The 25877-nt window shown below is 41.6% G+C and carries 20 protein-coding genes and 2 pseudogenes; 6 read left to right on the top strand and 16 right to left on the bottom strand.

Going from position 1 to position 25877, the window contains the following annotated elements; translation table 11 throughout:
• The first annotated feature begins 147 nt into the window (after positions 1 to 147).
• Positions 148 to 3183, top strand: coding sequence for a UPF0182 family protein (locus I8751_RS06430; protein WP_214438363.1), 3036 nt, complete (start codon positions 148 to 150; stop codon positions 3181 to 3183).
• A 26-nt stretch (positions 3184 to 3209) separates the two neighbouring features.
• Here I8751_RS06430 and I8751_RS06435 read toward each other — a convergent pair.
• The 4 genes and pseudogenes from I8751_RS06435 to I8751_RS06450 form a co-directional block, all read right to left on the bottom strand.
• Positions 3210 to 3419 (bottom strand): annotated as a pseudogene (locus I8751_RS06435) (Uma2 family endonuclease); the annotation flags it as partial.
• A 13-nt stretch (positions 3420 to 3432) separates the two neighbouring features.
• Positions 3433 to 4152, bottom strand: coding sequence for a DevA family ABC transporter ATP-binding protein (locus tag I8751_RS06440; protein WP_214438344.1), 720 nt, complete (start codon positions 4150 to 4152; stop codon positions 3433 to 3435).
• A gap of 11 nt (positions 4153 to 4163) precedes the next feature.
• Positions 4164 to 5342: an ABC transporter permease DevC gene (gene devC / locus I8751_RS06445; RefSeq protein WP_214438345.1), complete on the bottom strand. Its 1179-nt coding sequence runs from the start codon at positions 5340 to 5342 to the stop codon at positions 4164 to 4166.
• Complete coding sequence (locus I8751_RS06450; RefSeq protein ID WP_214438364.1) at positions 5339 to 6577, bottom strand: HlyD family efflux transporter periplasmic adaptor subunit; 1239 nt, start codon at positions 6575 to 6577, stop codon at positions 5339 to 5341. The genes devC and I8751_RS06450 overlap by 4 nt, the downstream gene beginning before the upstream one ends.
• A gap of 287 nt (positions 6578 to 6864) precedes the next feature.
• Here I8751_RS06450 and I8751_RS06455 point away from each other — a divergent pair, with 287 nt between their 5' ends.
• Positions 6865 to 7740, top strand: coding sequence for a TetR/AcrR family transcriptional regulator (locus I8751_RS06455; protein WP_214438346.1), 876 nt, complete (start codon positions 6865 to 6867; stop codon positions 7738 to 7740).
• Positions 7741 to 8217: 477 nt separating this feature from the next.
• Positions 8218 to 8415 (top strand): NblA/ycf18 family protein, encoded by a 198-nt coding sequence (locus I8751_RS06460; protein ID WP_214438365.1) that lies wholly within the window; start codon positions 8218 to 8220, stop codon positions 8413 to 8415.
• Between the two features lie 439 nt (positions 8416 to 8854).
• On the opposite strand, the gene I8751_RS06465 is transcribed toward I8751_RS06460, so the two are convergent.
• From I8751_RS06465 to rppA, 10 genes are all read right to left on the bottom strand, one after another.
• Entirely contained in the window at positions 8855 to 10447 is a 1593-nt protein-coding gene (locus tag I8751_RS06465) for an alkaline phosphatase D family protein (protein WP_214438347.1), read from the bottom strand.
• Positions 10448 to 10700: 253 nt separating this feature from the next.
• A complete protein-coding gene (locus I8751_RS06470; protein ID WP_214438348.1) occupies positions 10701 to 11612 on the bottom strand; it encodes a polysaccharide deacetylase family protein in 912 nt (303 codons plus the stop codon).
• Positions 11613 to 11933: 321 nt separating this feature from the next.
• Positions 11934 to 13337, bottom strand: coding sequence for a glycoside hydrolase 100 family protein (locus tag I8751_RS06475; RefSeq protein ID WP_214438349.1), 1404 nt, complete (start codon positions 13335 to 13337; stop codon positions 11934 to 11936).
• 155 nt (positions 13338 to 13492) lie between these two features.
• Entirely contained in the window at positions 13493 to 14302 is an 810-nt protein-coding gene (locus I8751_RS06480) for an SDR family oxidoreductase (protein ID WP_214438350.1), read from the bottom strand.
• 16 nt (positions 14303 to 14318) lie between these two features.
• Positions 14319 to 14984, bottom strand: coding sequence for an SAM-dependent methyltransferase (locus tag I8751_RS06485; RefSeq protein WP_214438351.1), 666 nt, complete (start codon positions 14982 to 14984; stop codon positions 14319 to 14321).
• 73 nt (positions 14985 to 15057) lie between these two features.
• Entirely contained in the window at positions 15058 to 16422 is a 1365-nt protein-coding gene (locus tag I8751_RS06490) for an APC family permease (protein WP_214438352.1), read from the bottom strand.
• Positions 16423 to 16579: 157 nt separating this feature from the next.
• Positions 16580 to 17167 carry a hypothetical protein gene (locus I8751_RS06495; protein ID WP_318780297.1) on the bottom strand — a complete coding sequence of 196 codons (588 nt, stop codon included), beginning with the start codon at positions 17165 to 17167 and terminating at the stop codon, positions 16580 to 16582.
• Positions 17168 to 17454: 287 nt separating this feature from the next.
• Positions 17455 to 18825 (bottom strand): magnesium transporter, encoded by a 1371-nt coding sequence (mgtE, locus tag I8751_RS06500; RefSeq protein WP_214438353.1) that lies wholly within the window; start codon positions 18823 to 18825, stop codon positions 17455 to 17457.
• An 86-nt stretch (positions 18826 to 18911) separates the two neighbouring features.
• Positions 18912 to 20195 (bottom strand): sensor histidine kinase, encoded by a 1284-nt coding sequence (locus I8751_RS06505; protein WP_214438354.1) that lies wholly within the window; start codon positions 20193 to 20195, stop codon positions 18912 to 18914.
• 111 nt (positions 20196 to 20306) lie between these two features.
• Positions 20307 to 20990: a two-component system response regulator RppA gene (gene rppA, locus I8751_RS06510; RefSeq protein ID WP_214438355.1), complete on the bottom strand. Its 684-nt coding sequence runs from the start codon at positions 20988 to 20990 to the stop codon at positions 20307 to 20309.
• A gap of 223 nt (positions 20991 to 21213) precedes the next feature.
• Here rppA and I8751_RS06515 point away from each other — a divergent pair, with 223 nt between their 5' ends.
• The gene (locus I8751_RS06515; protein WP_214438356.1) at positions 21214 to 21603 is read left to right on the top strand and encodes a hypothetical protein; all 390 of its coding nucleotides are present in this window, start codon (positions 21214 to 21216) and stop codon (positions 21601 to 21603) included.
• A gap of 14 nt (positions 21604 to 21617) precedes the next feature.
• Here I8751_RS06515 and I8751_RS06520 read toward each other — a convergent pair whose 3' ends face one another.
• Positions 21618 to 22046 carry a hypothetical protein gene (locus I8751_RS06520; protein ID WP_214438357.1) on the bottom strand — a complete coding sequence of 143 codons (429 nt, stop codon included), beginning with the start codon at positions 22044 to 22046 and terminating at the stop codon, positions 21618 to 21620.
• 500 nt (positions 22047 to 22546) lie between these two features.
• Here I8751_RS06520 and I8751_RS06525 point away from each other — a divergent pair, with 500 nt between their 5' ends.
• Both I8751_RS06525 and dxs read left to right on the top strand, forming a co-directional pair.
• Complete coding sequence (locus I8751_RS06525; RefSeq protein ID WP_214438358.1) at positions 22547 to 23227, top strand: S-layer homology domain-containing protein; 681 nt, start codon at positions 22547 to 22549, stop codon at positions 23225 to 23227.
• 218 nt (positions 23228 to 23445) lie between these two features.
• A complete protein-coding gene (gene dxs, locus I8751_RS06530) occupies positions 23446 to 25353 on the top strand; it encodes a 1-deoxy-D-xylulose-5-phosphate synthase (protein ID WP_214438359.1) in 1908 nt (635 codons plus the stop codon).
• Positions 25354 to 25484: 131 nt separating this feature from the next.
• On the opposite strand, the pseudogene I8751_RS06535 reads toward dxs, so the two are convergent.
• Positions 25485 to 25790, bottom strand: a pseudogene (locus tag I8751_RS06535) (zinc ribbon domain-containing protein); the annotation flags it as partial.
• Positions 25791 to 25877: the final 87 nt, after the last annotated feature.

The raw sequence follows: 25877 nt of genomic DNA on the forward strand, positions 1-25877 counted from the left end.
ACTCTGGGATGCTCCTAATAACTCTTGCCTATTGCCCAGTACCCAATGCTTCGCTCAATTAAGAATTAAAAATTGAATTGATTTAATTTTTAATTTTTAATTTTTAATTTTTAATTACCGAAGAGATGCCCTATGCCCAAAAAAGTCATGTTCTGGAAATGGAGCTTTAGATTATTAATCATCTTCCTGGGATTGTGGCTACTCTTGGATCTGAGTTCCCGCCTAGGTGCAGAGATTTTCTGGTTTCAGGAAGTCAACTATCTGCAAGTATTTTTACTAAGAATATTGACTAGGGGCGGTTTATGGATAGTTGTAGCTGGGATCACTGCTGCCTATCTGCTAGGGAATCTCACTTTGGCACAACGGCTAAAGTATCCCCAGTCTTTGAAAATTGCAGAGGTCAGGCGTGAATCAGCAGGACTTAGCTTTGAACTAAAAAATTTTCTTAGTCCTCATTATTTAAAACGTGATCAAATTAGTAAACCGGATACCCGCAGCGCACCACTGAGATTGCACTGGCTGTTGCCTGTAGTTTTGGTATTTAGCCTGTTGGTGGGGTTAATGCTAGTTCACTATGGTGAAATTGCCTTATCCTACTGGGGTGCTTCAATTAACAAGGTTAGTTTACCTGTTCCTGCCTTATTTCGACCAGAGATTATCTGGCAATTGGGCAGACAGATTGTTGCTAAAATTTTGTATTCTGGCTTGGTTTTGGGAGCAGCGATCGCTATACTAATGTATCCGCGATTTTTCTTGACAGCGATCGCAATTATATTCAGTATCCTCTTGAGCTTAATATTGTCCCAAAATTGGGCAAAGGTGCTGCAATATTTTCACCCCACTCTCTTCAATAAATCTGAGCCTTTATTTGGTCAAGATATTAGTTTCTATATATTTTCCCTACCCTTCTGGGAACTGCTAGAACTCTGGCTGATGGGATTATTTTTATATAGTTTTCTGGCTGTTGCTTTGACCTATCTTTTATCAGCAGACAGTCTTAGCCAAGGAATTTTTCCTGGGTTTTCATCCCAACAGCAGCGTCATTTATACGGTTTGGGTGGCTTGTTGATGCTAGTAGTGGCGCTAAGCTACTGGCTGAGCCGCTATGAACTGGTTTATTCCAAACGCGGGGTGAGTTACGGTGCTAGCTATACCGATGTTACAGCACAGTTACCAGCCTATAATGTCTTGTGCATTTTGGCAGTAGCGATCGCAATTTACCTGCTGCTGAGAACGTTTTTTTGGCAACCCAAGTCTCGCTATCGCCAATTAGTGTTTTATGGTTTAGGGTCTTATCTTGTGCTAGTTGTAACCGCTGGCTTTATTCTCCCCACAGCGGTGCAATATTTAATTGTCCAGCCTAATGAATTGCAACGAGAGCAACCTTACATTCAACGTACTATTGCTTTAACTAGGCAAGCATTTGATTTAGAAGCAATTAATGCTATAAGTTTTGACCCCCAAGGAAAACTAACTGAAGCTGATATCAAAGCTAATGACTTGACAATTCGCAATATTCGTCTTTGGGATCAGCGACCACTATTAGAAACTAACCGCCAACTGCAACAATTTCGACCTTACTATCGTTTCCCTGATGCTGATATTGACAGGTACACTCTGCAAACAGACGCTACCTCACGCCGGCCAGCTTCTCCTCAAAAGCTACCAGCGCCAGATCAAGAACCAGTTGAACCCACAGAACGACGGCAAGTACTGATTGCAGCTAGAGAATTAGACTACAGTGCCGTACCGCAGCAGGCTCAGACATGGGTTAACCGTAATTTAATTTATACACATGGTTACGGTTTCACATTGAGTCCGGTGAATACAGTTGCAGCCGGTGGTTTACCAGAATATTTTGTCAAAGATATTGCAGGTAGTAACGAAGGGGCTTTGAGTACTTCTAGTGAAGCCATTCGTGACAGCATTCCAATTGGAGAACCCCGGATTTATTATGGCGAAATTAGTAATACTTATGTAATGACCAAGACCAGAGTCCGAGAACTCGATTATCCCAGTGGAAGCGACAACGTTTACAATACCTACGATGGTCGGGGTGGTGTGCAAATCGGTTCGTTGTGGCGACGATGCTTATTTGCTCTGTATTTAAAAGACTGGAAAATGTTACTGACGCGGGATTTTTTACCTGAGACTAAGGTATTATTCCGGCGGAATATCAACCAAAGAATCCGGGCGATCGCACCTTTTTTAAAATTTGACAGCGATCCCTATTTAGTCGCTGCCAATGCCAATCCTGATACTCTTAATCAACAGTTACCAGGAACAGAAAACTATCTTTACTGGATTGTTGATGCTTATACAACCAGCGATCGCTATCCCTACTCAGACACGGGTAGTGACGGCATTAACTACATTCGTAACTCTGTCAAGGTAGTGATTGATGCTTACCACGGCAGTATTGACTTTTATATTGCTGATCCTAGAGATCCAATCATCGCCACTTGGTCAGCGATATTTCCCAACATGTTCAAACCTCTCAGTGCGATGCCAGTCAATCTCCGGAACCATATTCGCTATCCGGTAGACTTTTTCAAAATTCAAGCTGAGCAGTTGTTGGTCTACCACATGACTGACCCCCAGGTGTTTTATAACCGAGAAGACCAGTGGCAGATTCCTAATGAAATCTATGGTAGTGAAGCCCGGCCAGTAGAGCCTTACTATTTAATTACCAGCTTACCCACCGTAGATTTTGAAGAATTTATCCTGCTACTGCCATATACTCCTAAACAGCGAAATAATTTAATCGCTTGGTTAGCAGCGCGATCGGATGGCGAAAATTACGGTAAGTTGTTGGTTTATATCTTTCCTAAACAGCGCTTGGTTTACGGCCCAGAGCAAATCGAAGCGCGGATTAACCAAGACCCAGTAATTTCACAACAAATTTCCCTGTGGAATCGCCAAGGTTCGAGAGTTGTTCAAGGCAATCTTTTAATCATTCCCATTGAACAATCTTTGTTATACGTTGAGCCAATTTATCTAGAAGCCACCCAAAATAGTTTACCAACTTTAGTGCGGGTAGTCGTGGCTTACGAAAACCGCATTGTCATGACCCAAACTCTAGAACAAGCATTGCAAGCAATCTTTCAACCAGAAGTTACACCAGCACCGGCGATTATTCGTCCCGTTGAGGAACCACCTTTGTCTGGGGAATCAGGAACTTAATTGAGCGTTTTTCTATCCTAATTAATTTACTTAACAAAACTCAACCAATTAAATACATCTTCAACCGTCAGTTGCCAATCTTCTAAAACACTTAACACAGGTAAAATATCTTGTTTTTCTTTTACTTCTGGCAACTGATTGGGCTGAAAAACTGTAATGGATTTATCATAAGCATCAATAAAATAGCCTAATTTCGTCCCATTTTTGATGCAAAATATAATTTTACGAATTACGCGCAACGATATTAGACTACTCCATAGCCATTGCACCGACACCATCTCTAACGAGATGACCATCTTCCATGTAAACAATTCGGTCGGCAATGTCTAAAATGCGGTTGTCGTGGGTAACGAGCAAAATTGTACAGCCTTGCTCTTTCGCTAATGTCTGCATGATTTCCACAACATCGCGTCCAGATTGTTTATCGAGTGCGGCGGTGGGTTCATCTGCTAAAACAATTTTAGGTTGACTGACTAACGCACGGGCGATCGCAACTCGCTGTTTTTGTCCACCTGACAAGCTATCTGGATAGTAATTGAGGCGTTCTCCTAATCCTACTGCTTCTAACATTGCTTGCGATCGCTCCAGCATTTGTTTGGGAGAAATTTTTGGTTGCACTTCCAAAGCCATACGCACATTCTGAATTGCTGTTAAGCTACCGTGCAAGTTATGAGCTTGAAAAATATAACCGTTATTGCGTCGCGCCTTTGTAAGTTCACCACTACTAGCATCACAAAGTTCTCTACTCAGTACCCGCAAACTACCAGACTGAGCAGAACGTAAACCTCCCACCAAGGTTAGTAGTGTAGTTTTCCCAGAACCAGAAGGCCCGGTCATAATTACAATTTCACCTTTATTAATGGTGAGATTAATATTAAATAAAACTTGCTTGCGGAGTTGACCTTTACCAAAATAATGGTCAAGATTTTCGATAGATATAACAGGTTCAGAAGAATAGGGAGTTTCCATAAACAATGATTTCAAAACATATCCGCAGGGTCAGCAGATTGTAATTTTCGAGTAGCGATCGCCCCAGAAAGAGTACACATAATAATAGTCAGTAATAATACGAACAATGCCCTGGCTACTGTCATGTATATCGGCAAATCTGTGGCGTTGCGAGTTAGGCGGTAAAGTCCTAAAGGTACGAGAAGCCCAGGGATGAAGCCCAGCAATGCTAATATAATTGCTTCTTCAAAAATCACGCCCAACAGGTATAAATTGCGATAACCCATTGCTTTAAAGGTGGCGTACTCTTTGATATGGGCATTCACATCTGTAGAAAGGACTTGATAGACAATAATTACACCAACCAAAAATCCCATTAATGTGCCCAAACTAAAGATAAAACCAATGGGACTGTCTTGTTTCCAGTAATCCTCTTCAAATTTGATAAATTCTTCGCGGGTTAGTACTTTAACATCTTCATTTGAGAGGTAGAGTTTTAATATTTCTGCAATTTGTTTCGAGTCATAGCCCGGTTGAGTATAAATCAAACCCAAATTGATACTTCCCGCTAATTGTCTAGGAAAGACTCGTAAAAAGTTATCACTGCTAGAAATTAATGTGCCGTCTGCACCAAAGGATGCACCTAATTTAAATAAGCCATCGATAGTGATGGTGCGTTTATCTACTTCTGTAGTTACAGTTTTACCTGCATCAATTTGAGCAAAAGCTTCCTTGTATTCACCTCTAGCTGCACGATCAAAGATAAAGGTATCAGGTAGCTTGAGTTTATCTAACTGGGCGTTTACTTCTGGTAAATCTAAGGCGGGTTCTTCAGGATTAAAGCCAATTGCTTGCAGTGTTGTCTTGCGCCGTGTTTGGGGATTCTTCCAGGTAACTAAACCGATATACATGGCTTCTGTTGATCTTACTCCAGGTATATCAGCAGCCTGGAGCAGCCGCCGTCGTGAAAAGGTAGATAAATTTTGAGTGTTACGGCTTTGAGTACTCATTAAAACTATGTCTGCAAGTACCACACTGTTAAGGCGGGTGTTACTGTCATATAGTGCGTTTTGAAACCCCAACTGCATAAACATTAAAACATCGGCAAAGGCAATGCCTGATAAAGCAACCAACAGGCGACTTTTATGATGGCTAAGTTGCAACCATCCTAGGGGTGTACGCCGTTGTAATTCTTGAATTAATCCCATCACAGTCCAATCACCGCCTTTACTTGCAAATTAGTAAATTTGGCTGCTTTTAAACTTGATGCTTCTCCCAATCGCACATAAACTTCTACAATTCTAGAATCAATATTTTCACTGGGGTCAGCGTTGATAATATCTTGCCGTTGCACCTTCTGGCCAATTCTGTCTACTCTGCCATACAATTCCCCTGGTAGAGAATTGCTAGATATTCGCACTTTTTGTTCGGGATGCACTTTGTTCACGTCACTTTGGTAAACTTCTACAACTGCATACATGAGGCTGGTTTGCCCAATTTCCACGATGCCGTTATCAGAAACCATTTCCCCCGAACGTGTGTGAATGTCTAAGACTACACCGTCTTGGGGCGATCGCACATAAGCTTGATCTAAATTTGCCTTTGCTTGTTTTGCGGCTGCTACTGCCCGGCTAATTTCTACTTTTGCCGCCTCTACATCTACTGGGCGGACTTCGGCAATTTGGTTTAAAGTGGCTGCGGCTGCACTAACTTGCTTACTGCCAGTGGCTTGAATTCGAGCTAAATCTGTCTTAGCTTCGCTAATTTGGTTGAGTCCAGTGCTATCAATACGGTTGAGATTTGCTTTAGCTTCGCTTAACTGCTGCGTTATAGTATCTACACTCAACCGCTTGCTGTCAAACAAAGACTGAGATATTGCCCGTTCAGAATAAAGTTGCTGATAGCGTTGAAATTCTATTTGAGCGTTTTTCAGTTCTGCTTCTAGTTTGTTGATTGTTGCTTGTTGTGCTTTCTTCTCACCTAGCCACTGGGCTTCTAACCTAGCAACTGCTTCTCTTTGCCTAGTTTCTTCGCCTATTATCTGTGCTTGGATGCGGGCAATTTCGGCTTTTTGCGCTTCTATTTCACCAACTTTTGCACCTGCTTGCACTTTGGCTAGATTTACCTGTGCTACTTTTATTTCTTCTTGGGCTTCTTGGTAAGCAGCTTGTAGGCGAGTCCGGTTATCCAAAATTGCGATCGCCTGGCCAGTTTTAACTGTAGAACCCTCACTGACCAAAAGTGTTTCTACCCGGCTTCCTTGACTGGATGCAGGTGCAGAAAGTTTAATCACTTTTCCTTTTGGTTCTAGTCTGCCCAACGCTGTCACCGTTTTAATTGGTGGTATGGTTACTGAAACATTTTTAGCTGCACTAGCAGATTGTGATTGAACCTGCAAAAATCTGATTGTTCCTGTGATCGCAAATCCTGTAGCTAACGCCAGCATAATTAGTTGACGAACGCTAGTCTTGGAGGATATGGAATCTCTCTCCCCTACATCAGGCACTTTCAGCCCCCTTTTATTGAGTAAGTCAAATAAACTACTTAGTTTAACTGTACTGCAACTAAACTAAACTGTACATTACAATTATGTCAAGAGTCAGCGTAAAATTAATTCCTAATGACGCTCTCTACGAGACGCTAAAAGCGTAGCTTGCTTCTCTGTAAGAGTAACCGCTACGCTAACGTAATTAAGAATTGGTTTAAGCTGGTTTATCGAAGCAAATCAAGAGTATGAGAAACAAAAGGAGCGAAGCAGAAAACACTAACATAGACCGCTTGGTGTCAACAGAGAAAGTTGATGCTATCTTGGCTGGTGCAATGGGAGAGTTTCTGGCGCATGGCTACGCTGCGACAACAATGGATAAAGTGACAGCCGCAGCAGGAGTATCTAAAACCACAGTCTACAGCTACTTCCAAGATAAAGAAGGGTTATTTACTGCTCTGATTGAACGACTAGCACAAAAAAATTATCGAGAAGCGTTTAGCTCCCTAGACGCACAATTTTTGCAAGAAGAACCACATAAGTTTCTGCGCCGCATAGGAATCAATATTGTCGAGCAAATCAATCATCAACAGGAGTTGTTGAGTTTGGTGAGACTGATTATTGGTGAATCTGGACGTTTCCCCTTACTAGCGCAAGCTTTCGTTCGCAATGTAGATAAACCTGCTTTGGAACTTCTCAGCCAATATTTTGCGGCTCATCCAGAACTTCAACTACCTGATTCGGAAGTAGCTGCACGTATTTTTTTAGGTACATTAATCCATTTCACAATTCTTCAGGAGATGCTGCATTGTCGAGACATTTTGCCAATGGAGCGCGATCGCTTAATTGATAACCTGATTCATTTGATGACTATTAATCACTCTCCCAAGAGTGTAGCAACAGATCAATATTCCGGTACAAGGCAAAAATCACCCAGGCGCAAGCGTAGTTCTTCGGGTAAATTTAAGACAGACTACGGTTCTGAACTGAAACATTTAAGATCTATTAGACTGACAGATACAGCTTGGGAAAAGTTAGCCGCGTTAGCAGATGAAAATAATTTGACCCGAAGCGAGATGATAGAAATTTTTGCTCGTACAAGCTCTTCAGGGAAACAAGATTAATGTATATACATGGATGAACAACCAAGTTTCTCCAGATTTTATTGGCGTTGCTGAATGAATTTTAGTTCACTAGACCTCTTGCACGAATATTTAAACACTGAAATGTAGAACTTGATTTAGCGTTATCCTTTGCGTCTTTGCGCCTTTGCGCGAGCTTTTAAAGATATTTGCAGCAATACCAAAGTATTTATGCAAGATGTCTACTCTACAAGTATTTTTTAGTATCCGAGTCGAATGACATTACGAGTGGCATAGTAGGATGAATTTCGTACATCGGTCGGCGATCGTCTCAGGTTTGTAAATTTTTTGTTATACTTATTAATAGAAGTTCACATTTAGATGTAACACCGCTGAAAAAAGAAATGCCTAATACCTGGATGAGTGTATGACTTAACGGCAGCTAAGTGTGAACGCTTCCTTCCAAGATTGCCAGCATTTACCCTTTAGTTTTCGCCCAGTTGGGCGATTTAGCCTGTGATGAATCAACCCATGACATTATCTTTAGAACAAGAATTTAGCCTTAGAACTTTTACTGACCAAGTTCAGCAGATGTCCCGTGAACAAGCTCAAGAGTTTTTGCTCATGCTCTATAAGCAGATGATGATTCGAGAAACGACTTACCAAGAATTACTCAAGCATTATTGGGAACTTGATTCAGACCCAATTTTTGGCTAAAGCACCAAGCAAATATTAAGATGTGTTTTCGAGAGTAGCTGGCTGTAAACTACTTGTGGCAATTATTTTGTGTCCTTATGCAGAGATAGATTACCGAAGAAATCACAGTAAGATTTTTCTTTCTTTTTGCATAAAGCACAGAATTTGAGGTGAATAGTATTACATACTGAACCTACTATATGTAAAACAGGAACAACAGCCTAAAAGTTCCTTGTATGAACTTTACTACTCAAAACTGCTCTGGACTTTTGCCAGAGCAGTTTTTGATTGCTTATATTTACCCAAATGCCCTTCACGAATACTGCTCACTTCACTATAAGCACTTAAGCTTTTTTACCTGTCCTCACAACAGGATTTGTATTGCTGCAAACTGTAAAGACTGCTGCTAAAGTTGTTTTCAAACTTGGGGAATAGAGTATTCATGTTAACGGGCGATTTGCTAAACACGCTTCACTATCCCTTGATTGGGCAACTCAAACGAGACAGTTGATACAATTGGGGCATTAGGGTCAGACACAGTAGGCCCACTTGCTGGAGATGGAGCCAGTAGTCGATAATCACTGCGCCAACGCTGATGATTGAGGTCACACAGAACATAGCCACGCTGCCTACCATTAAAATACTTGACCCACGGACTTTCTGGTAAAGCGTTCTCAATTCGATCGCTAGCCCCAAATCCTGAACTAATCGATGTGCCAACGAACTCAGTACCAACTGTGGCAGAGTTAGGGTTATTGTAATCAGCTTTCAAGTCGCTTACCCAACTGGAGTGTGTGTCACCAGTAATGACAACTGGGTTGGCTGGCTGACGTTGAGCAAGGAAGTTGAGAATACGGCTGCGGGCAGCTACATAGCCGTCCCAAGCATCAATATTGAAAGCAGTCTCAGTACCTGCTGTCCAGTCATGCTGGGTAAAAACAATCTGTTGAGCCAGAACATTCCAACGTGCCTGCGATCGCTCTAAATTGCGGAACAACCACTGTTCTTGTTCAGTACCAGTCATAGTGGCATTTGGATCAAACGCTTGTGGACAACGTGGTTCTATTGTGTCATTACAAGGTTGATCACTACGATATTGGCGAGTATCGAGAACATTAAATTCAACCAAGTTCCCGAAATTTAAACGCCGATAGAGCTGCATATCAATGCCTCTGGGTTTTGAAAAGTCCCGCAGTGGCATGTGTTCGTAGTATGCCTGGAAAGCAGCAGCACGACGAGCTAGAAAAGCTTCGCGTGATTGTCTATCTGGGTCTTGAGGAATTTCATCTGCCCAGTTATTATCAACTTCGTGGTCATCCCAAGTGACTACCCAAGGAAATGCCGCATGAGCCGCCTGCAAATTGGGGTCAGTTTTATACTGAGCATGGCGGTTACGATACCCTTCCAATGTGATTGGCTCCCCATCACCTTCATGGCTTCGGAGTGCATTTGCTCTTGGCGTTCCTTCGTAAATGTAGTCGCCGAGGTGAACCACTAGGTCTAAATCTTCTTGAGCCAGATGTTTATAAGCAGCGAAGTATCCTTGCTCCCAGTTTTGACAGGAAGCGAAGGCAAAACGAAAGCCCTTAACATAAGCGCGCGGGTCAGGAGCAGTGCGTGTCCGCCCAATAGGACTGACTTGATTACCTACTCTGAAGCGATACCAATACCAACGGGCGGGTTGTAGTCCTTGCACTTCGACATGAACAGAGTGTCCAAATTCGGGAGTAGCCATTTTTACGCCACTGCGGACAACTCGCCGCATCTTTTCGTCAGTAGCAATCTGCCACTGCACTGGAACATTATATGGTGGCATCCCGCCACCATTAAGTGGATTAGGGGCTAGGCGCGTCCATAACACTACATTATCTGGAAGTGGTTCACCGGAAGCGACACCCAAACTAAAGAGATAATCAGAAAATCGGGGCTGGGCAAGAACTTTGTTAGACCATTGATTGGCGATCGCCAAACCAGTTAAGCTTCCAGCTCCAATCAAAACTTGTCGTCGTTTCAATCGACTTGATAGCAAGCGTTCAAAGTTCGGTCTTTGCATACGCCTTTCCTCTAAAATTGCACCTAAATCACTGTAAATTTAGCAGCGTTACTTTAATATTTCTTTGCAATTAGATTAAGTATTGATTATTTCTTCAACAAGTTAGTAGCAAATAATACAAATTATATGTAAAAAAAGCGATATTGACTAACTTTATTTGCTAAAACTTGCTTCAAAATTGAGATAGTCTTAGTTACACAGAGTAATAGCTAAGTGTTAAAGATCTTCAAACGTAAGTTTATTCTAGATTTTATTATTGACATATTTCTTTGTTTTTTTCTTTATGCTGCTTTGGAAAAATTCCTCTAGCTATCTCTAGCAATTGTGTAGTTGATTTTTCTCTATTCACCATTAAACGAGGAATTTCATAGTAGTTCTTCAAACAGGTATGAGTAACTATTTCATCATTGTATAAATAACTTGATAAATAATATTTAGCCACATAAGATTCGACCTGTTTGTTATAGGCTCCATAAGGGTAAGCAAAATGAGATGCTACTTTTTGCTCTGGATCTAAATCTTGTGTACATTGTCTTAGTTTAGTTCTAGATTGCACAAGTTCATTAATTAATTCTCGACGGTTAAGGGTTGTCAAATCTTTATGATTTAATCCATGAGATTGAATATCATAAAATCCTTTTTTTAAACCGTCTCTCAAATCCTGGCATCCTAAGTGGGTAAATTTTTTACTTCCTTTTCGAGCCAAAGTTGCTGGATTGATAAATAAAACAACTTTTATTTTTTTACCGTATTTATTTTCGAGTTTAGATAAAAGAGGTATTAAGTTTGTATATACTGTTTTATAACCATCATCAAAAGAAATCATGATGGGTTTTTGGTTACGATATTTTGTAGGAATTTTTTGAGATTTAGTTAAGAAAAAATCATATAAATCTTGAGTGCTTAAAAACCAATAATTATCATTAATTAAATTAACTAAAAGTTTTTCTAAATCTTCTTGGGGGTAATGCATTAATCCTAATTGCGATCTAGAATCTGTATTTTTAGGATTAATAATTCCATGAAAGCCTAAAACAGGAATTATAGGCTCGTTATATTCTAAATTAAGAATAGAAAAACCAATGAGAGATACTAAAGCTAAACTAAAAGGAAAATTTTTATTTTTTTGATAACTAACGACGTTATCGTCATTGCTGTCTGTCATGAAGATAGTGCAACCCTTGAGAAGTTTGGCAATGTTACGCGAAGGATAACACTCAGATTTCAGCAAAATCTCGTAATCCTTTAGTAGCATTAGGATAGTATAGTTTATCCCACTTCTTATGCCAATATTGCCCCAATTTTATATAAATATAGTGTTTAAGGGGCTAGGGACTAGAGTACTGTATAGGACTTACGCAACAACTCTCTGAAACTCCTATTTCTCGGTGTCCTCTGCGTCCTCTGCGGTTTAATTTTCCGTTACTGGTGCGTAAGTCCTGCTTTATTAAAAAGCGCTGTGTATGCACAAAAGCCAACAATATCTTTACAGCTTACAACCTAAATCGTCATTAATTGCATCCAAACTAATTAATTTCAAATAATCTGGGTTAGCTAAAAATTGCTTTGCTGCAAGTAATCCGGCGATGCTCCAAGTTTGAAAAATCCGGGCTTCTTTGCCAATTAGGCGACCATAATTACCATCGTAGTATTCAGGAAATTGATCTGAGAGTAAACGTTTTTCAGCAATAGCGATCGCTTCTTGGGCAAGTTCTAAACGACCTGTTTTCAGTGCCGCAGCAGTAAACAACCACAGCAAAACAGGCCAGTTGCCGCCATTGTGATAAGACCAAGGTGTGTTTTTAGGATCACATCCAGTAATCATCTGCCACTCTGAACCTGCCATAGCGGGATAGCAAATTTTAACAGGCATATAGCCAATTAAATCTTGCCAACGATGTTCAAATAAATTCATGATGCTTTGTGATTCGGCTTCATTGGCTAAAGAAACCAAAATTGCCATGAGGTTTCCTAGAGCAAAAAAGCGAAAATCCATTCGTCCCGGCCCCAAATTTCCTGCTAAATAACCTCCGGTTTCGGGCAACCATTCAGTTAACCACTGAGGAATTGATTCTGAATAGATGTTGAACTTGTTAGCAATTTCTTTGCCAAATTCATCACCTTTGTAGCGATAAATTTCGCCTAGTCGCTGCAAATCTATCCAATAATAGTTGCGGACATGATATTGCAAAGCTCCTAATCGCCCATTGACGGTACTGAGGTAGCCTTCTTCATCAGGCAAAAGCAACTCACGAGTTGCTCTTAGGGTGGCGTAGAATAACACCTGAATTTCTAACGGGTGTTCGTAGACTCCCATACGACGGTCAATCATAAACGCGCCATCGGGAACTAACAAAGTGGGATACATAGCAAACCGATGCACCAAACAAAGGTCTAAAATCAGCTTGATTCCCTCTTGAAATTCTGGCTGACGTGCTAGTTTTACATCACCTGTGACCTTTTCATAAGCGCGCAATAAAAGAATCCACCACAGACAAGAATCAATGGGAGGAACGCGGGCGATCGCATGTTCACCAAAATCAGCGACCAAAAATTCCTCACTTCCATTACATTCCACCTTGAAGCTAGCAGGCATCAACCCCGATCCTGGTTGAAAGCAATCCATCTGCTTTTCATGGCTTTGTAATTTTAGTGTTTCTACTAAAAAGTTGCGAACAATTTCTGTTCTGCCATCCATGAGAAATACCAAAGCAGAAGGAACAAAATCACGCAGAAAACACTGGTCATAGTTCAGTGCATCTAAGTTTGGATCTTGGGCGGCTACAGTACCAATTGGTTTTTCATGGTAGTAAACTATGGATTTTTCTAGAAGTTTCCAGGCTTTTGTTTCTAGAGCATTTTTCTGATTAATCGCATGAGTCATAGGCATCTAATTCGTAATTAAGAATTTAATTTTTAAACGATTGGTATTAAGTAATACGTTTTCGGTTAAAGGATGAGACGCGATAAATCGCCGTCTCTACAAAAAATTGATGGTTATACGTTCGTAGGGGCACGGCACTGCCGTGCCCATAACTTTGGCTCTTAAGCTGACCAAGATTCTCGGAAATCAGCATATAGAGTTAACCCACCATCTACAAACAAAGTTTGTCCGGTGATGTAGGCCGCTTCATCAGAAGCTAAAAAAGCGACGGCTGCTGCCATTTCTTCAGACGTACCAGCACGACCGATGGGAATATGGCTTTCTACCTCCGCCTTTTTTTCTGGGTCATCTATCCAAGCTTCATTTATGGGAGTAATCGTAGCTCCTGGTGCTACAGCATTCACCCGGATACCTTGATTTGCATATTCCAAAGCTAAAGTTTTGGTGAGATTTTCCATCCCGCCTTTGCTAATGGAATAGCTGACATACATAGGTCTGGGAATAATTTCGTGGACACTAGAAATATTGATGATTACCCCAGGACGGTTTTGAGATATAAAGTGCTTAATAGTTTCACGAGCGCAGATGAAAGCACCCCGGAGGTTAACTGAAATTACCTTGTCAAAGTCTGCGGTGCTAACTTCGTGGGATGGAGATTCTGTTTGAATGCCAGCATTATTCACAAGAATATCCACACTGCCAAATTGATCAGCTACGCTGTTGACCATTTCTACAATGTCAGATTCTTGGGAGACATCCCCTTGTACCAGCAGCGATCGCACACCGCAATTTTCGATACTTCCGCAGGCTTTTTGCATCGCCATTTCTTCTGTATCTTCCGCAGGTTCAGGATTTTTGCGGTAGTTAATGGCAATATTACATCCCTCTTGGGCAAGTCTAATGGCGATCGCCTGACCAATACCTGAACTTGCACCCGTGACTAAAGCATTTTTCCCTTTTAATCCTTTCATCTCTAGTTATGAGTCCCTATTTCAAATTAGCTGGAACTTCTTCAGGAACTACCCAATAATAAACTTGTCTGCCATCTACCGTTAGAGTCTGTTGTGGCTTCCAGTCGCCCATATCGAAAGCGTGAGAGACAATCCGAGTACCGGGTTTGAGTTCTCGCAATAATTTGGGGCGGAGTTTGAGGTTGATATCAGGTAGTAAGTAGAGTGTAACTACTGTAGCTTCACTAAAATCAGTATTAAATAAATCTTGTTGGATAAACTGCACGCGATCAGTTACCCCTGCCTTTTGAGCATTTGCATTAGCTTCTTGAATACGTTCTGGGTTGATATCTATACCAACACCCCGTGTACCGTATTTTTGTGCAGCTGTGTTAACAATACGACCATCACCACTGCCAAGGTCGTAAAGCACATCATCTTTTCCTACTTTTGCCACTTCTAACATGGCATCTACTACAGCTTCTGGTGTTGGCACATAAGGAACATCACCGGGGCGTTCTTGGGGTTGAGTTGTAGGAGTTGCTGTTGGTGTTTGAACTTGAGTAGTTTCAGTTTGACCAGTTAAAGTAGGCGATTGCGCCTCTGCTTCAAAGTCGCGTTGTTGGGTTGTACAGCCAGCAATTCCTAAACTGGTAAGGCTAACTCCAGTAACCAGTACAAGCAGACTTTTTTTGAAACTCATGATTTTTGTCCTTTGTTAGTTGTCAGTTGTTAGTTGTTAGTTGTCAGTTGTTATTCTTTTTGCCCCTCTGCCTCTACTTCTTCCTTTGGCGATAGCGATTCCAGAACAGCAGTGGAATACCTGCTGCCACAACAAGAACGCCTACAACAGCGCCCACGCCTGTATAAACCAAGCTGGAGTAAAGCAAGTAGCCGCAAACGGCACAAAATAATAACGGCGTGATGGGATAAAAAGGTACTCGAAATGGACGCAGTATATGGGGGTCGCGCTTTCGCAGTACCAGCAGCGATATGCCCGAAAGCAAGAAGAAAAACCAAAAAACGGGGGCGGTGTAGTCTACCATCGTTTCAAAGCCTTTGCGGGTAATCGTGCCTAAGAAAACAAGTCCTAGGGCGATCGCTCCTTGCAGCATCAAAGCGTGGGTAGGAGTACTAGGGCGTTGTTGCCAACGTCCCATAAAACTAAATAAAGAAAAATCTTGCCCTAAGGCAAAAATGGTACGCGCTCCAGTAAAAATTGTGGCATTCATTGCCCCCAAAGTAGAAATTGCAATCAATAAGCTAATAAACCAAGCTCCTGGTTCACCCCAAAGCGATCGCATCAAGTCTGCGGCTACGGCTTCTGAGTTGGCCATATTGGTTAATCCCAATCCGCGCAGATAAGCCAGATTGATTAACAAATAAATGCCAGTAATAATGCCAATACTCCACATTAGCGATCGCAGCATATTGCGTTGTCTATTGCGGATTTCTGCTGAGATATATGCTGCTTCGTTCCAGCCACCGTAAGACAGCAATACAAATACCATCGCTAATCCCCAAGTTCCTGATGATGCAGGTTCTACAGGAGCAGGAGCAGTAGAATTAGAAACTGCGGTTAATCCAAACATCACCACCAGCAACAAACCCAAGACTTTCGCTAGTGTTAGTAAGTTTTGTGTCCATTTGCCCTGTTGCAAGCCGATGATATTTAAAGCAGTAAAAAGGGCGATCGCTGTTCCTGCATAAACAGCAGGTGAAAATGTACCTAGTCGCCATATCTGAGAAGCATAGTCACCAAAGACAAACGCCAACAAAGTTATGGAACCAGTTTGAATCACTGTCATCCGCGCCCAGGCAAATAAAAAGCCGACTTCTCGCCCAAAAGCACGCTTTAAGTAATAGTAGACACCGCCAACATCAGGATAAGTTGTCGCTAATTCTGCGTAGCACACTGCTCCTACGAGAGACACCATACCACCCATTAGCCAGAACAGCAGTACAGCGATATTACTACCTGCTTGATCTGCTACCAGGGCGGGGGTTTGAAAAATTCCCGCCCCGATAACAATACCGACAATCAAAGCGACGGCATCTGGTAAGGTCAGCGATGCTTTAGGCGCAGCTACTTCAGTTTCTGCTAACTCTCCAAGTAAACTGTAGTTTTCACCTTTACTCAAATTCTCACCTCATTTGGCATAATTGTTTTTGCCATCGTTGCGATCATCAAAAATAATAAAAATCGCTGATTCATAATTCCACAGCGGTATCTAGCCTAGAAGTTGTAGCCAATGCCTAGCAGCACCCCAACTTCGGTTTCATCTACAAAACCGATATTTACGCCAGCAGTGGCTGTAAATTCAGATGACACAGGAACATCGACACCACCTGTAAGTAGAAAGCCTGTGGTGTATCGTCTCCTGTAGAAATAGCAGCTCCTGCACCCAGATAGGGAGCAACACTAATTCGTTGTACTCCAGCGTCTGTGAGTGATTCAACTGGAAAGTCAACTGTCAAAGGTATGAGAAAAACTTGATTGTCACCCAGTAAAGCTGCTGGACGCAAAGAGAAGTTACGGCTCAGACCGATCTTACTAAAGACAGCAAAGGAGCCTTCACTTAATGTAGTGTCACCACCAAAGCCAATATTACCGCCAACTCCTATATAACTAGGGCCGGAACGAGTGGCTGTACCTGGTGATATTTGGGCTATCACTGGAGCAGGTGTTGGTTGCTCAACTACTGGGTTGGTTTGTGGGATATTTTGAGCGTTCGGGTCTACCTGCAAATCAATGGCATTGGGTTGTGAACTCCCTGTAATTGTGTTGTTTGGTGTTTCAGCACTAGCTGGGAATGCACTCAAACCAACTATTACAGATATAAGACCTACTAGAGAAAAATTTCTCTTAATGAAATGAGTAATCATAATTAAACCTTGGAAATTATTGGTCAAAAACTGAAAGTTGGCACAAGTTTTCCGAGCGTGATTTGTGACTTTATAAGTAATAATTTTGAGAGTCTTCAAGGCTCCCATTAATTTAATTATTAACAATAAATGTGACAGGAAAATGACAGTCAAAAATTCAAACTTACAATTTAAATTTTAAAAGTAAAAATCTAAAATAAACCAATGAAGCATTTTTGTCTTCTAACTTTTGCATGATTTTTAGGATAAAAAATCTCTGATTAGGGATTTTTTAAGATTAGTCAATTTCATGAAAAACTTAAAATCCACCTTGCTATATTCAGATAGATCAAAACTCCTAACACATCAACAGCAGTGGTAATAAACGGAGCTGACATTAAAGCGGGATCTAAGCCTAAAGAGCGAAACAGAAATGGTAAGGCGGAACCGGACACTGAGGCTAAGATGCATATAGAAAAAAGACTAATACCAACAGCGATCGCCACTAACCAATTTCCTTGTAGGAAGAATGCCCAAATAACTACTACAATACCTAACATTGTTCCTAACAAGATGCCTGCGATCGCTTCTCGTTTCACGATGCCTAAAGCCTCTTTAGGGCGGACTTCTTCTGTATTTAAGCCCCTAATCACGACGGTTGAAGACTGCGCTCCCACATTTCCGCCTGTGTCAATCAACAAGGGTATAAAGGCAGTTAAAGCAACTACTTTTTCTAAAATATCTTCTTGGTTAGTAATCACCGCAGCCGTAGCACTATTAGTAACCAACAAAATCAGCAACCACACAACACGCTTACGGGCAACGGTAAATAAGTTAGTTTGGAAATAGTTATCTCCACCAGATTCCAGTCCACCCAAAGCATGGATGTCTTCAGTGGTTTCTTGCTCTAAAATATCGAGGACATCGTCTACTGTGACAATGCCCACTAGACGTTGTTCTGTGTCTACCACAGGAATCGCCATAAAGTCGTAGTGCTGAATTGTCCGAGCAACTTCTTCTTGGTCAGTATTAGTATTAACAAATACCACTTCACGGGTCATGATGCTACCAATAGTTTGGTCTGGTTGAGCCACAATTAAATCGCGGAGCGATAAAATTCCAGTTAAGCGACTAGCATCATCAATAACATACATGTAGTAAATAGTTTCTCTCAAGTTAGCCAGGGAACGAATCTGTTCTAGTGCTTGTGCTACCGTGACATTTTCTTTGAGCGACAAATACTCAGGAGTCATAATTCGCCCAGCCGTATTAGGTGTATAGCCTAAAAGCAGGGCAGTTGCATCCCGTTCCAAAGGACTGAGTTGTTGTAATAGTCGTCGGACAACTTTGGCGGGTAGTTCATCGAACAGGCGAGCGCGATCATCAGGTGACATCCGATCAACGATGTATTGCACATCCTGACGCTTAAAATCTTCAACTAGCGTCTGTTGCACACTTGGATCGGGGTATTCAAATACTTCAATCGCTTCTTCTTTAGACAGCAACCGAAAAGCGATCGCTTGCATAGCCTCTGGCAAACCTTCAATTGCTTCGGTAATATCCGCAAACTGGACAGGAACTAACAAAGCTTTAGCACCTTGAAAGTTTTCCTGTTCTAGTAGTACTTGCAACTGTTCTCGTACTAACTCTTGTAGTTCTTGTCGAGATCTGCTTTGCATGGCTGATTTCAAGTAATATTTTCTCAGGCAATTTGCTGAGTCAGTATAAATAACAAATATGATTGTCAGATGACAAGCTAGGCTTTTCAGTATAAAGGCAACTCAATTTGAAACAAAGAACCTTTGCCTACTTCACTTTTGACACTGAGATGACCGCCATGAGCTGCGACAATTTGTTGAGCGATCGCTAATCCTAAGCCAAAGCCACTAGCAGAGTTTTGGCGCTGCTGATTTACCCGATAAAATCGCTCAAAAATATGAGGTAAATCTTCTGCGGGAATGCCAATGCCGCTATCTTCAATTTGAATAACTGCCTGATGATACTCAATAAACAAACGCAATTCCACCAGTCCATTAGCCGGAGTATACTTACAGGCATTGCTGACAAGATTCATCACTGCTTGATAGAGCAATTCAGCATCTACCTCTACCATGATTGCTCCTTCAGGTAAATCACTTTTCAAATTTAAGTGCTGAGCTACAGTTTGAGTAGTTTGAGACTTGACAAGTTCATTCAGTAAAGTTCTGAGGTCAATTTTTTTGAGGGATTCAGGAGCCAAACATCCCGCCCGACGCGCTAAAAACAGCAGATTTCCAATCAAAGTATTCATGGATTTGGCAACTGCAACAATCTTTTCCAAACGCACATTCTTTGCAGCAACTTGATCAGAAGGAGCGAGTAATCCCACCTGAGCATTACTGAGTATTGCTGCTAGGGGGGCACGTAATTCATGGGAAGCGTTAGCAGTAAAGCGTTGCAGTTGTTCGTAGCTGTCGCGAATTGGTAACATTGCTAGTCCCCCTAAGAACCATCCCATGAGACTCGTGGCTGCCAAAGCCATTAAAACTGTCAATATCAATAACAGCAGAAAACTACTGAGGGACTCTTGGGCGCGAGTCATTGGCATTGCCATTTGCAAATAACCGATTAGCTTACCCTTATGGTGAACCGGCAGAGTTATTTGACGTAGCCAAATCACTTTTAATTGCGATGAACCTAATTTATAGGTAATTTTAATAGTTTGAAATTCAGCCACCTTGCTTAGCTGTTCTTGAGGAGGCATACCGAAAAATCGCTTCAGCTTACCTTCAGCATCGTACCAACGGGCATAAATTATTTCACTGTCTGGCGGTGGCGGATTGTTGCCCAAGAGGGGCACATTTTTGAGAACTGGACGCTTTTTACCTTGAGATAGTTTGTAATGGATATTGGCAGCAATGACTCTGGCTTTTTTGTAGAGTAGTGAATCTATGACTTCTAATTGCTGAAGCGCTTCTTGATAGTAGACTGTTCCAGCGAAAACTACTAAAATGCTGCCCATTGAGAGGGTAAACCAACGAGCCAAGTTGCGGCGGCTACGATTGAACATCTAACCAAGAATTTTTGTTTACGCTAGGCGGGTCAGTTGTCAGTTGTCAGTTGTTATTGTTCCTCTACTCCCCTTGTAGGTGGAGTTTTTATTTTTTCTTCTGTTCTATTGTTACTTTTTACTTCCCTCAGGGCTAATTCTATAGCCCATACCGTAAATAGTGTCAATCCAATCTGCTGCACCTACTACTTGTAAACGTTGTCGCAGACGGCGCACTAGAGTTGTGGTTGCATTACTTTCTGGTTCACTTCCCCACTCCCACAATGCCTGTTCGATTTGGTCACGGCTCAAAACTTGGTGCGGATGACGCATCAGGTATTCTAGTAATTGAAACTCGCGGGCAGATAACTCTATTGTTGCCTCTCCTCGTTCTACTATTAAGGTAGAAAGGTGCAATTGTAAATCAGCTAATTGAAGCGTTTCACCTTGCCAAAGAGGCGATCGCCTGCCTAATGCCCGTACCCTTGCCAATAACTCAAACACATCTGTAGGTTTGACAAGGTAATCATCTGCTCCAGCATCCAAGCCTGTAACTTTGTCAACAGTAGTATCTTTGGCGGTCAACATTAATACAGGTGCAGTCTTACCCGCTTGTCGATATTGACGGCACAAATCTAAGCCACTAATTTCTGGTAGCATCCAATCGAGAATTAATAAGTCATAGTCCCTTTGACAGATCACCCACTTAGCGATCGCACCATCTTCAACACCGTCTACAATATGTCCAGCTTGTGACAACGCTGTTTGCAAGGGTTCTAATTGTGCTACGTCGTCTTCTACCAGAAGTATTCGCATTATTAGCTTGATTTTCGTGATTCTAACATTACAGAGTAGAAAATCTCACTCAGTAAAACGTCCCCCACGAGTGGGATTTTCAATCAACTTAAGAATGATTAAATGTAATAGAGAATTAGGCTCTTAAGTAGATGAAAAAGCTTCCGAAGTGATTGGAGTAGTAAATTTTTCCTAATTCTTCTTGTCTCAAGTGAAACCATCAACTCAAAAGCTTATACCTACCATGTCTTTACGCCGCTGGTGGAAATCTTTACATTTTTTAGGGTTAGAATTTTGGCTTCCTCTACCTATTTTGGGCATCTTTTTTTGGTTGAGTGGCAATCTGTTGGCTGAACACTTATTTAACCGACCTTATAGCATGAAAGATAAACTTCAAGCAGATAGCTTATCTGAATTACAGAAGTCAATATATGTAATGTTTATCTATGCGGAAGTTAACAAGAGTGCAGGCATTACCAAAGTTACAGTAAAAACGACAGACTCTTATAGAAGGAATTTATTCTTTGAGCTGCCAGTTACAAACATCACTCAGATAGAGATAGCGATCGCCCAGAAATTAGGAATATCAATTGAGGATATCCGTAACCTCGCGCGTTATCAGATCAATGATTAAAAGCTGCATGATTTCTAGAATCTGCTACTGGGCAAAAGCAAGATGTCTACTATTTCTCCTACTATCAAACCAAATCCCGCTAAGACTGTTAAAATCCAAAACGAATCTACTTTATTAAAGCCAGCAAAGCGCATTTCTAAATCAGCTAACCACGTAGTTGCTAGAGGGATGACAAACAGACTAAATAAAAGTGACCAAGTTTCTACAAAAGCAATTGATGCGCTGATAAATAAAATTACTACTAAGGTTCTAGACCCAAAAGCAACCAAACCCTCCAACCAAGTAATACTCTTGCGTACTATGGCTATAGCAACAGCAACTACAAAGGCTCCCATAAACCAAATAATGTGATGAGCTGCAAGATACCACCCCAAAAGAGCATAAGCCAACCAGAGTAATACTAAAGGCATTACAGGAAATCGGTTGAAAAATCCTACATTCATTGTTATGAAGCCTGTAATAATTCTGAACTGATTATCTTAATTTTATGCAAAAGCATTAAGGACTGTGGATAACGATTTATAGCTTTTGTTTAGAAAATTGTCATAAAAACCATAGTTATAATTACTTAGAACAAGAAGACATAGTTCAATATGCTTAAATTTAGAGGTTTAACATAGTTAAGTACAGAATGATATGAATATTTACGTGAACTAGGAATACAATAAAGATACTGAACTAAAAGTAATGATAGCCTATGGAAAAATTAAACGTTGTAACCCAGCAATTTTTCAAGTCAACCTCACACTGCGTTAGCTGCTGGCAATTTAGTGTTAGACCATAACAAGCCGATATGCAACATTGCACAAAATAAAACCGTCGTCAAAATCAAACAAAAAGTGCTTAATTTCCGAATATGGGTATGGGTATACCAGAATTGGTATTAACCTGTGTGATGTAATTGTTGTATACGCGCAGTATTAGCTTGAAAGTGGATAAAATTATGCGTAGGTTTCTAAGTACTCTTTCCTTGGTGGCACTAGTACAATACATACCACTAAGTGTCCAAGCTCAAGTAGTGAAACCCGCTTCTGGGATACCATCCGATCCCATTCAAGAGGTGATTGCTGCCAAGTTGATGACTAATTCACCGGATGGCAACTTTTATCCTGAAAGAATGCTCAATCGGGCAGAATTAGCCACGATTATGGTGAAAGTATTTAGACTGGATAAAAGACAAGCTGTTAATCAAGAAAATTTAGTGATTCCAGATGTACCAGCATCCCATTGGGCATTTAAAGATATTCAGACAGTTCTCAAAACTGACATCATGAAAGGCTATCGAGGTAATTTATTTTTCCCTAATCAAAGGGTAACGCGGGCAGAGGGCTTAGCCATTTTTGCTCAAGCTTATGGTGTATTTCAGTTTGCCGATGACACTGTAAATGAAACTCTGGCTCCACATCCAGATGCTGCATCTATCCCCACTTGGGCTAGAAAAGCGATCGCCACAGTCGTTGCAGAAGGATTCGTCAACACAGATGCCCAAGACAATATTTCTCCATTACGACCGATGACCCGTGGGGATATGGCACATGTATTGAGTAAATATTTACAGAGACAGCAGCAACTACCGGAAACCCCGGAAGTTCCTAGTGTCCCCAATAGCCCAGAATCACCTTAGGTCTACGTGTTGCTTTATTTATCTGAAGATACTTAATTGTAGTCACCAAGGTAATTATGATGACTGGTGAATAAGTAAGCGTTGTTACGACAAGTGATAAAAATCACTCAAATTACGCTACAGACTGCAACTCAGTTCCAGTATGATTCTGAGGACAACCCGACCGTGGGAAAATCAAAAATACCAGAAGTAGAGATTAGAGAGGAACACCCTATAATATGCATCTGAGTGAAATCACCCATCCTAACCAGTTGCATGGTTTGTCGATCCGGCAATTGCAACAAATTGCTCGTCAGATTCGAGATAAGCATCTACAAACGGTAGCAACAACTGGAGGACATCTGGGGCCTGGTTTGGGCGTTGTAGAGTTGACACTAGGGCTTTACCAGACACTAGACTTAGATCGGGATAAAGTTATTTGGGATGTAGGACACCAAGCTTATCCCCATAAATTAATCACAGGACGTTATAGCAACTTTCATACCCTCAGACAAAAATCAGGGATTGCTGGCTATCTCAAGCGCTGTGAAAGCAAGTTCGATCACTTTGGTGCGGGACATGCTTCTACTAGTATTTCAGCAGCCTTGGGCATGGCTTTAGCGCGAGACTTAAAAGGAGAAAAATTTAAAGCCGTTGCAGTTATTGGCGATGGTGCCTTGACTGGAGGTATGGCTTTAGAAGCTATTAACCATGCGGGACACTTGCCCAAAACTAATGTGCTGGTTGTTCTTAACGACAACGAGATGTCCATATCTCCCAATGTGGGGGCAATTCCTCGTTACCTCAACAAAATGCGCCTCAGCCTACCGGTGCAATTTATTAAGGATAATCTTGAGGAGCAGTTCAAGCAAATTCCCTTCGTTGGCGAATCCTTATCTCCCGAACTAGGACGCATTAAAGAAGGTATGAAACGCTTAGCTGTTCCTAAAGTAGGCGCAGTTTTTGAAGAACTAGGCTTTACCTATATAGGGCCAGTAGATGGACATAATTTAGAAGAATTAATCGCCACCTTCCAACAAGCACATCAAATAACAGGGCCAGTTTTAGTGCATGTGGCAACGGTAAAGGGCAAAGGTTACGAAATTGCCGAACAAGACCAAGTAGGCTACCACGCCCAAAGCCCATTCAATTTGACAACTGGCAAAGCCATACCTTCCAACAAACCCAAACCCCCCTCTTATGCCAAAGTCTTTTCTCACACTCTTGTGAAACTGGCTGAACACAATCCCAAAATTGTGGGGATTACGGCAGCAATGGCAACGGGAACAGGTTTAGATAAGCTTCAGGTAAAACTGCCCAATCAATATATTGATGTCGGCATTGCTGAACAACATGCTGTCACTTTAGCAGCAGGACTCGCCGCTGAAGGAATGCGTCCCGTCGCCGCCATCTACTCTACCTTCTTGCAACGGGCTTATGACCAGATAATTCACGATGTCTGTATCCAAAATCTGCCAGTGTTCTTCTGCCTAGATAGGGCGGGAATTGTCGGTGCGGATGGCCCCACCCATCAAGGAATGTATGATATCGCCTATCTGCGTTGCATTCCCAACATGGTGATGATGGCACCTAAAGATGAAGCAGAACTCCAACGCATGATTGTAACTGGTATTAACCATACTAGTGGCCCTATAGCTATGCGATTCCCCCGTGGTAATGGCCACGGCGTTCCTCTAATGGAAGAAGGCTGGGAACCTTTGGAAATCGGCAAAGGAGAAATTCTTCGCAATGGAGATGATGTGTTAATCGTTGGCTACGGCACAATGGTTTATCCCAGTATGCAAGCTGCGGAAATTCTCAGCGAACACGGCATTGAAGCCACTGTAATTAATGCGCGATTTGTTAAGCCTTTGGATACCGAATTAATTTTGCCTTTGGCTAAGAAAATTGGACGCGTTATTACCTTGGAAGAAGGTTGTGTCATGGGTGGCTTTGGTTCTGCGGTGGCAGAAGCCTTACTGGATGCTGATGTTGTAGTACCTGTGAAGCGCATTGGCATACCAGATATATTAGTAGATCATGCTACACCAGATGAATCTAAGGCAGCATTAGGTCTAACTAGTCGCCAAATAGCTGAAAGAGTGTTAGCAGCTTACTTTGAGCAGCAAGTCTCTGCTGTTGTATAGTTGACAGTTAATTAGAGAAGGGTGGGTCATTCCCATCCTTTTCTTTTTGACTCAATTCGATCATGTTTTCCGTTGGTCGAGTTGACATACTCCCCCGAATCTGGTTTTGCTAAATTCAGGAGATTCTAGGCTCAAACAGCAATTGCAGGCACAGCCTGTCTGACATCGCCTAACCCAACAGTCGATGCCCCGACTGCACAAATATTTTGACTGGCGTTTTCGTCTCTGCCATTGACTGACTGACAAGATGGGCAACGCCATTCTCGAATGGACAAATCTAAACTTTCTAGAACGTGTCCACAGCCAGAACAAGTCTTACTACTGGAATACCACTGGTCAATGAAAATAACCAGTTTATTCTTCTTTTTGGCAACCCATTCTAAGATTTGTATAAACTCACCAAAAGCCAAGTCTGATATTTTTCTACCCCAAAGACGCTATTCACCCAATGGAGTGCGTTTTATAGTTAAGGTTTTCACTTTTCCTTCAATCTATGTGGATCTACATGAAAACTGTATATAATC

This window comes from Atlanticothrix silvestris CENA357, assembly GCF_016056295.1.
GTDB lineage: Bacteria > Cyanobacteriota > Cyanobacteriia > Cyanobacteriales > Nostocaceae > Atlanticothrix > Atlanticothrix silvestris.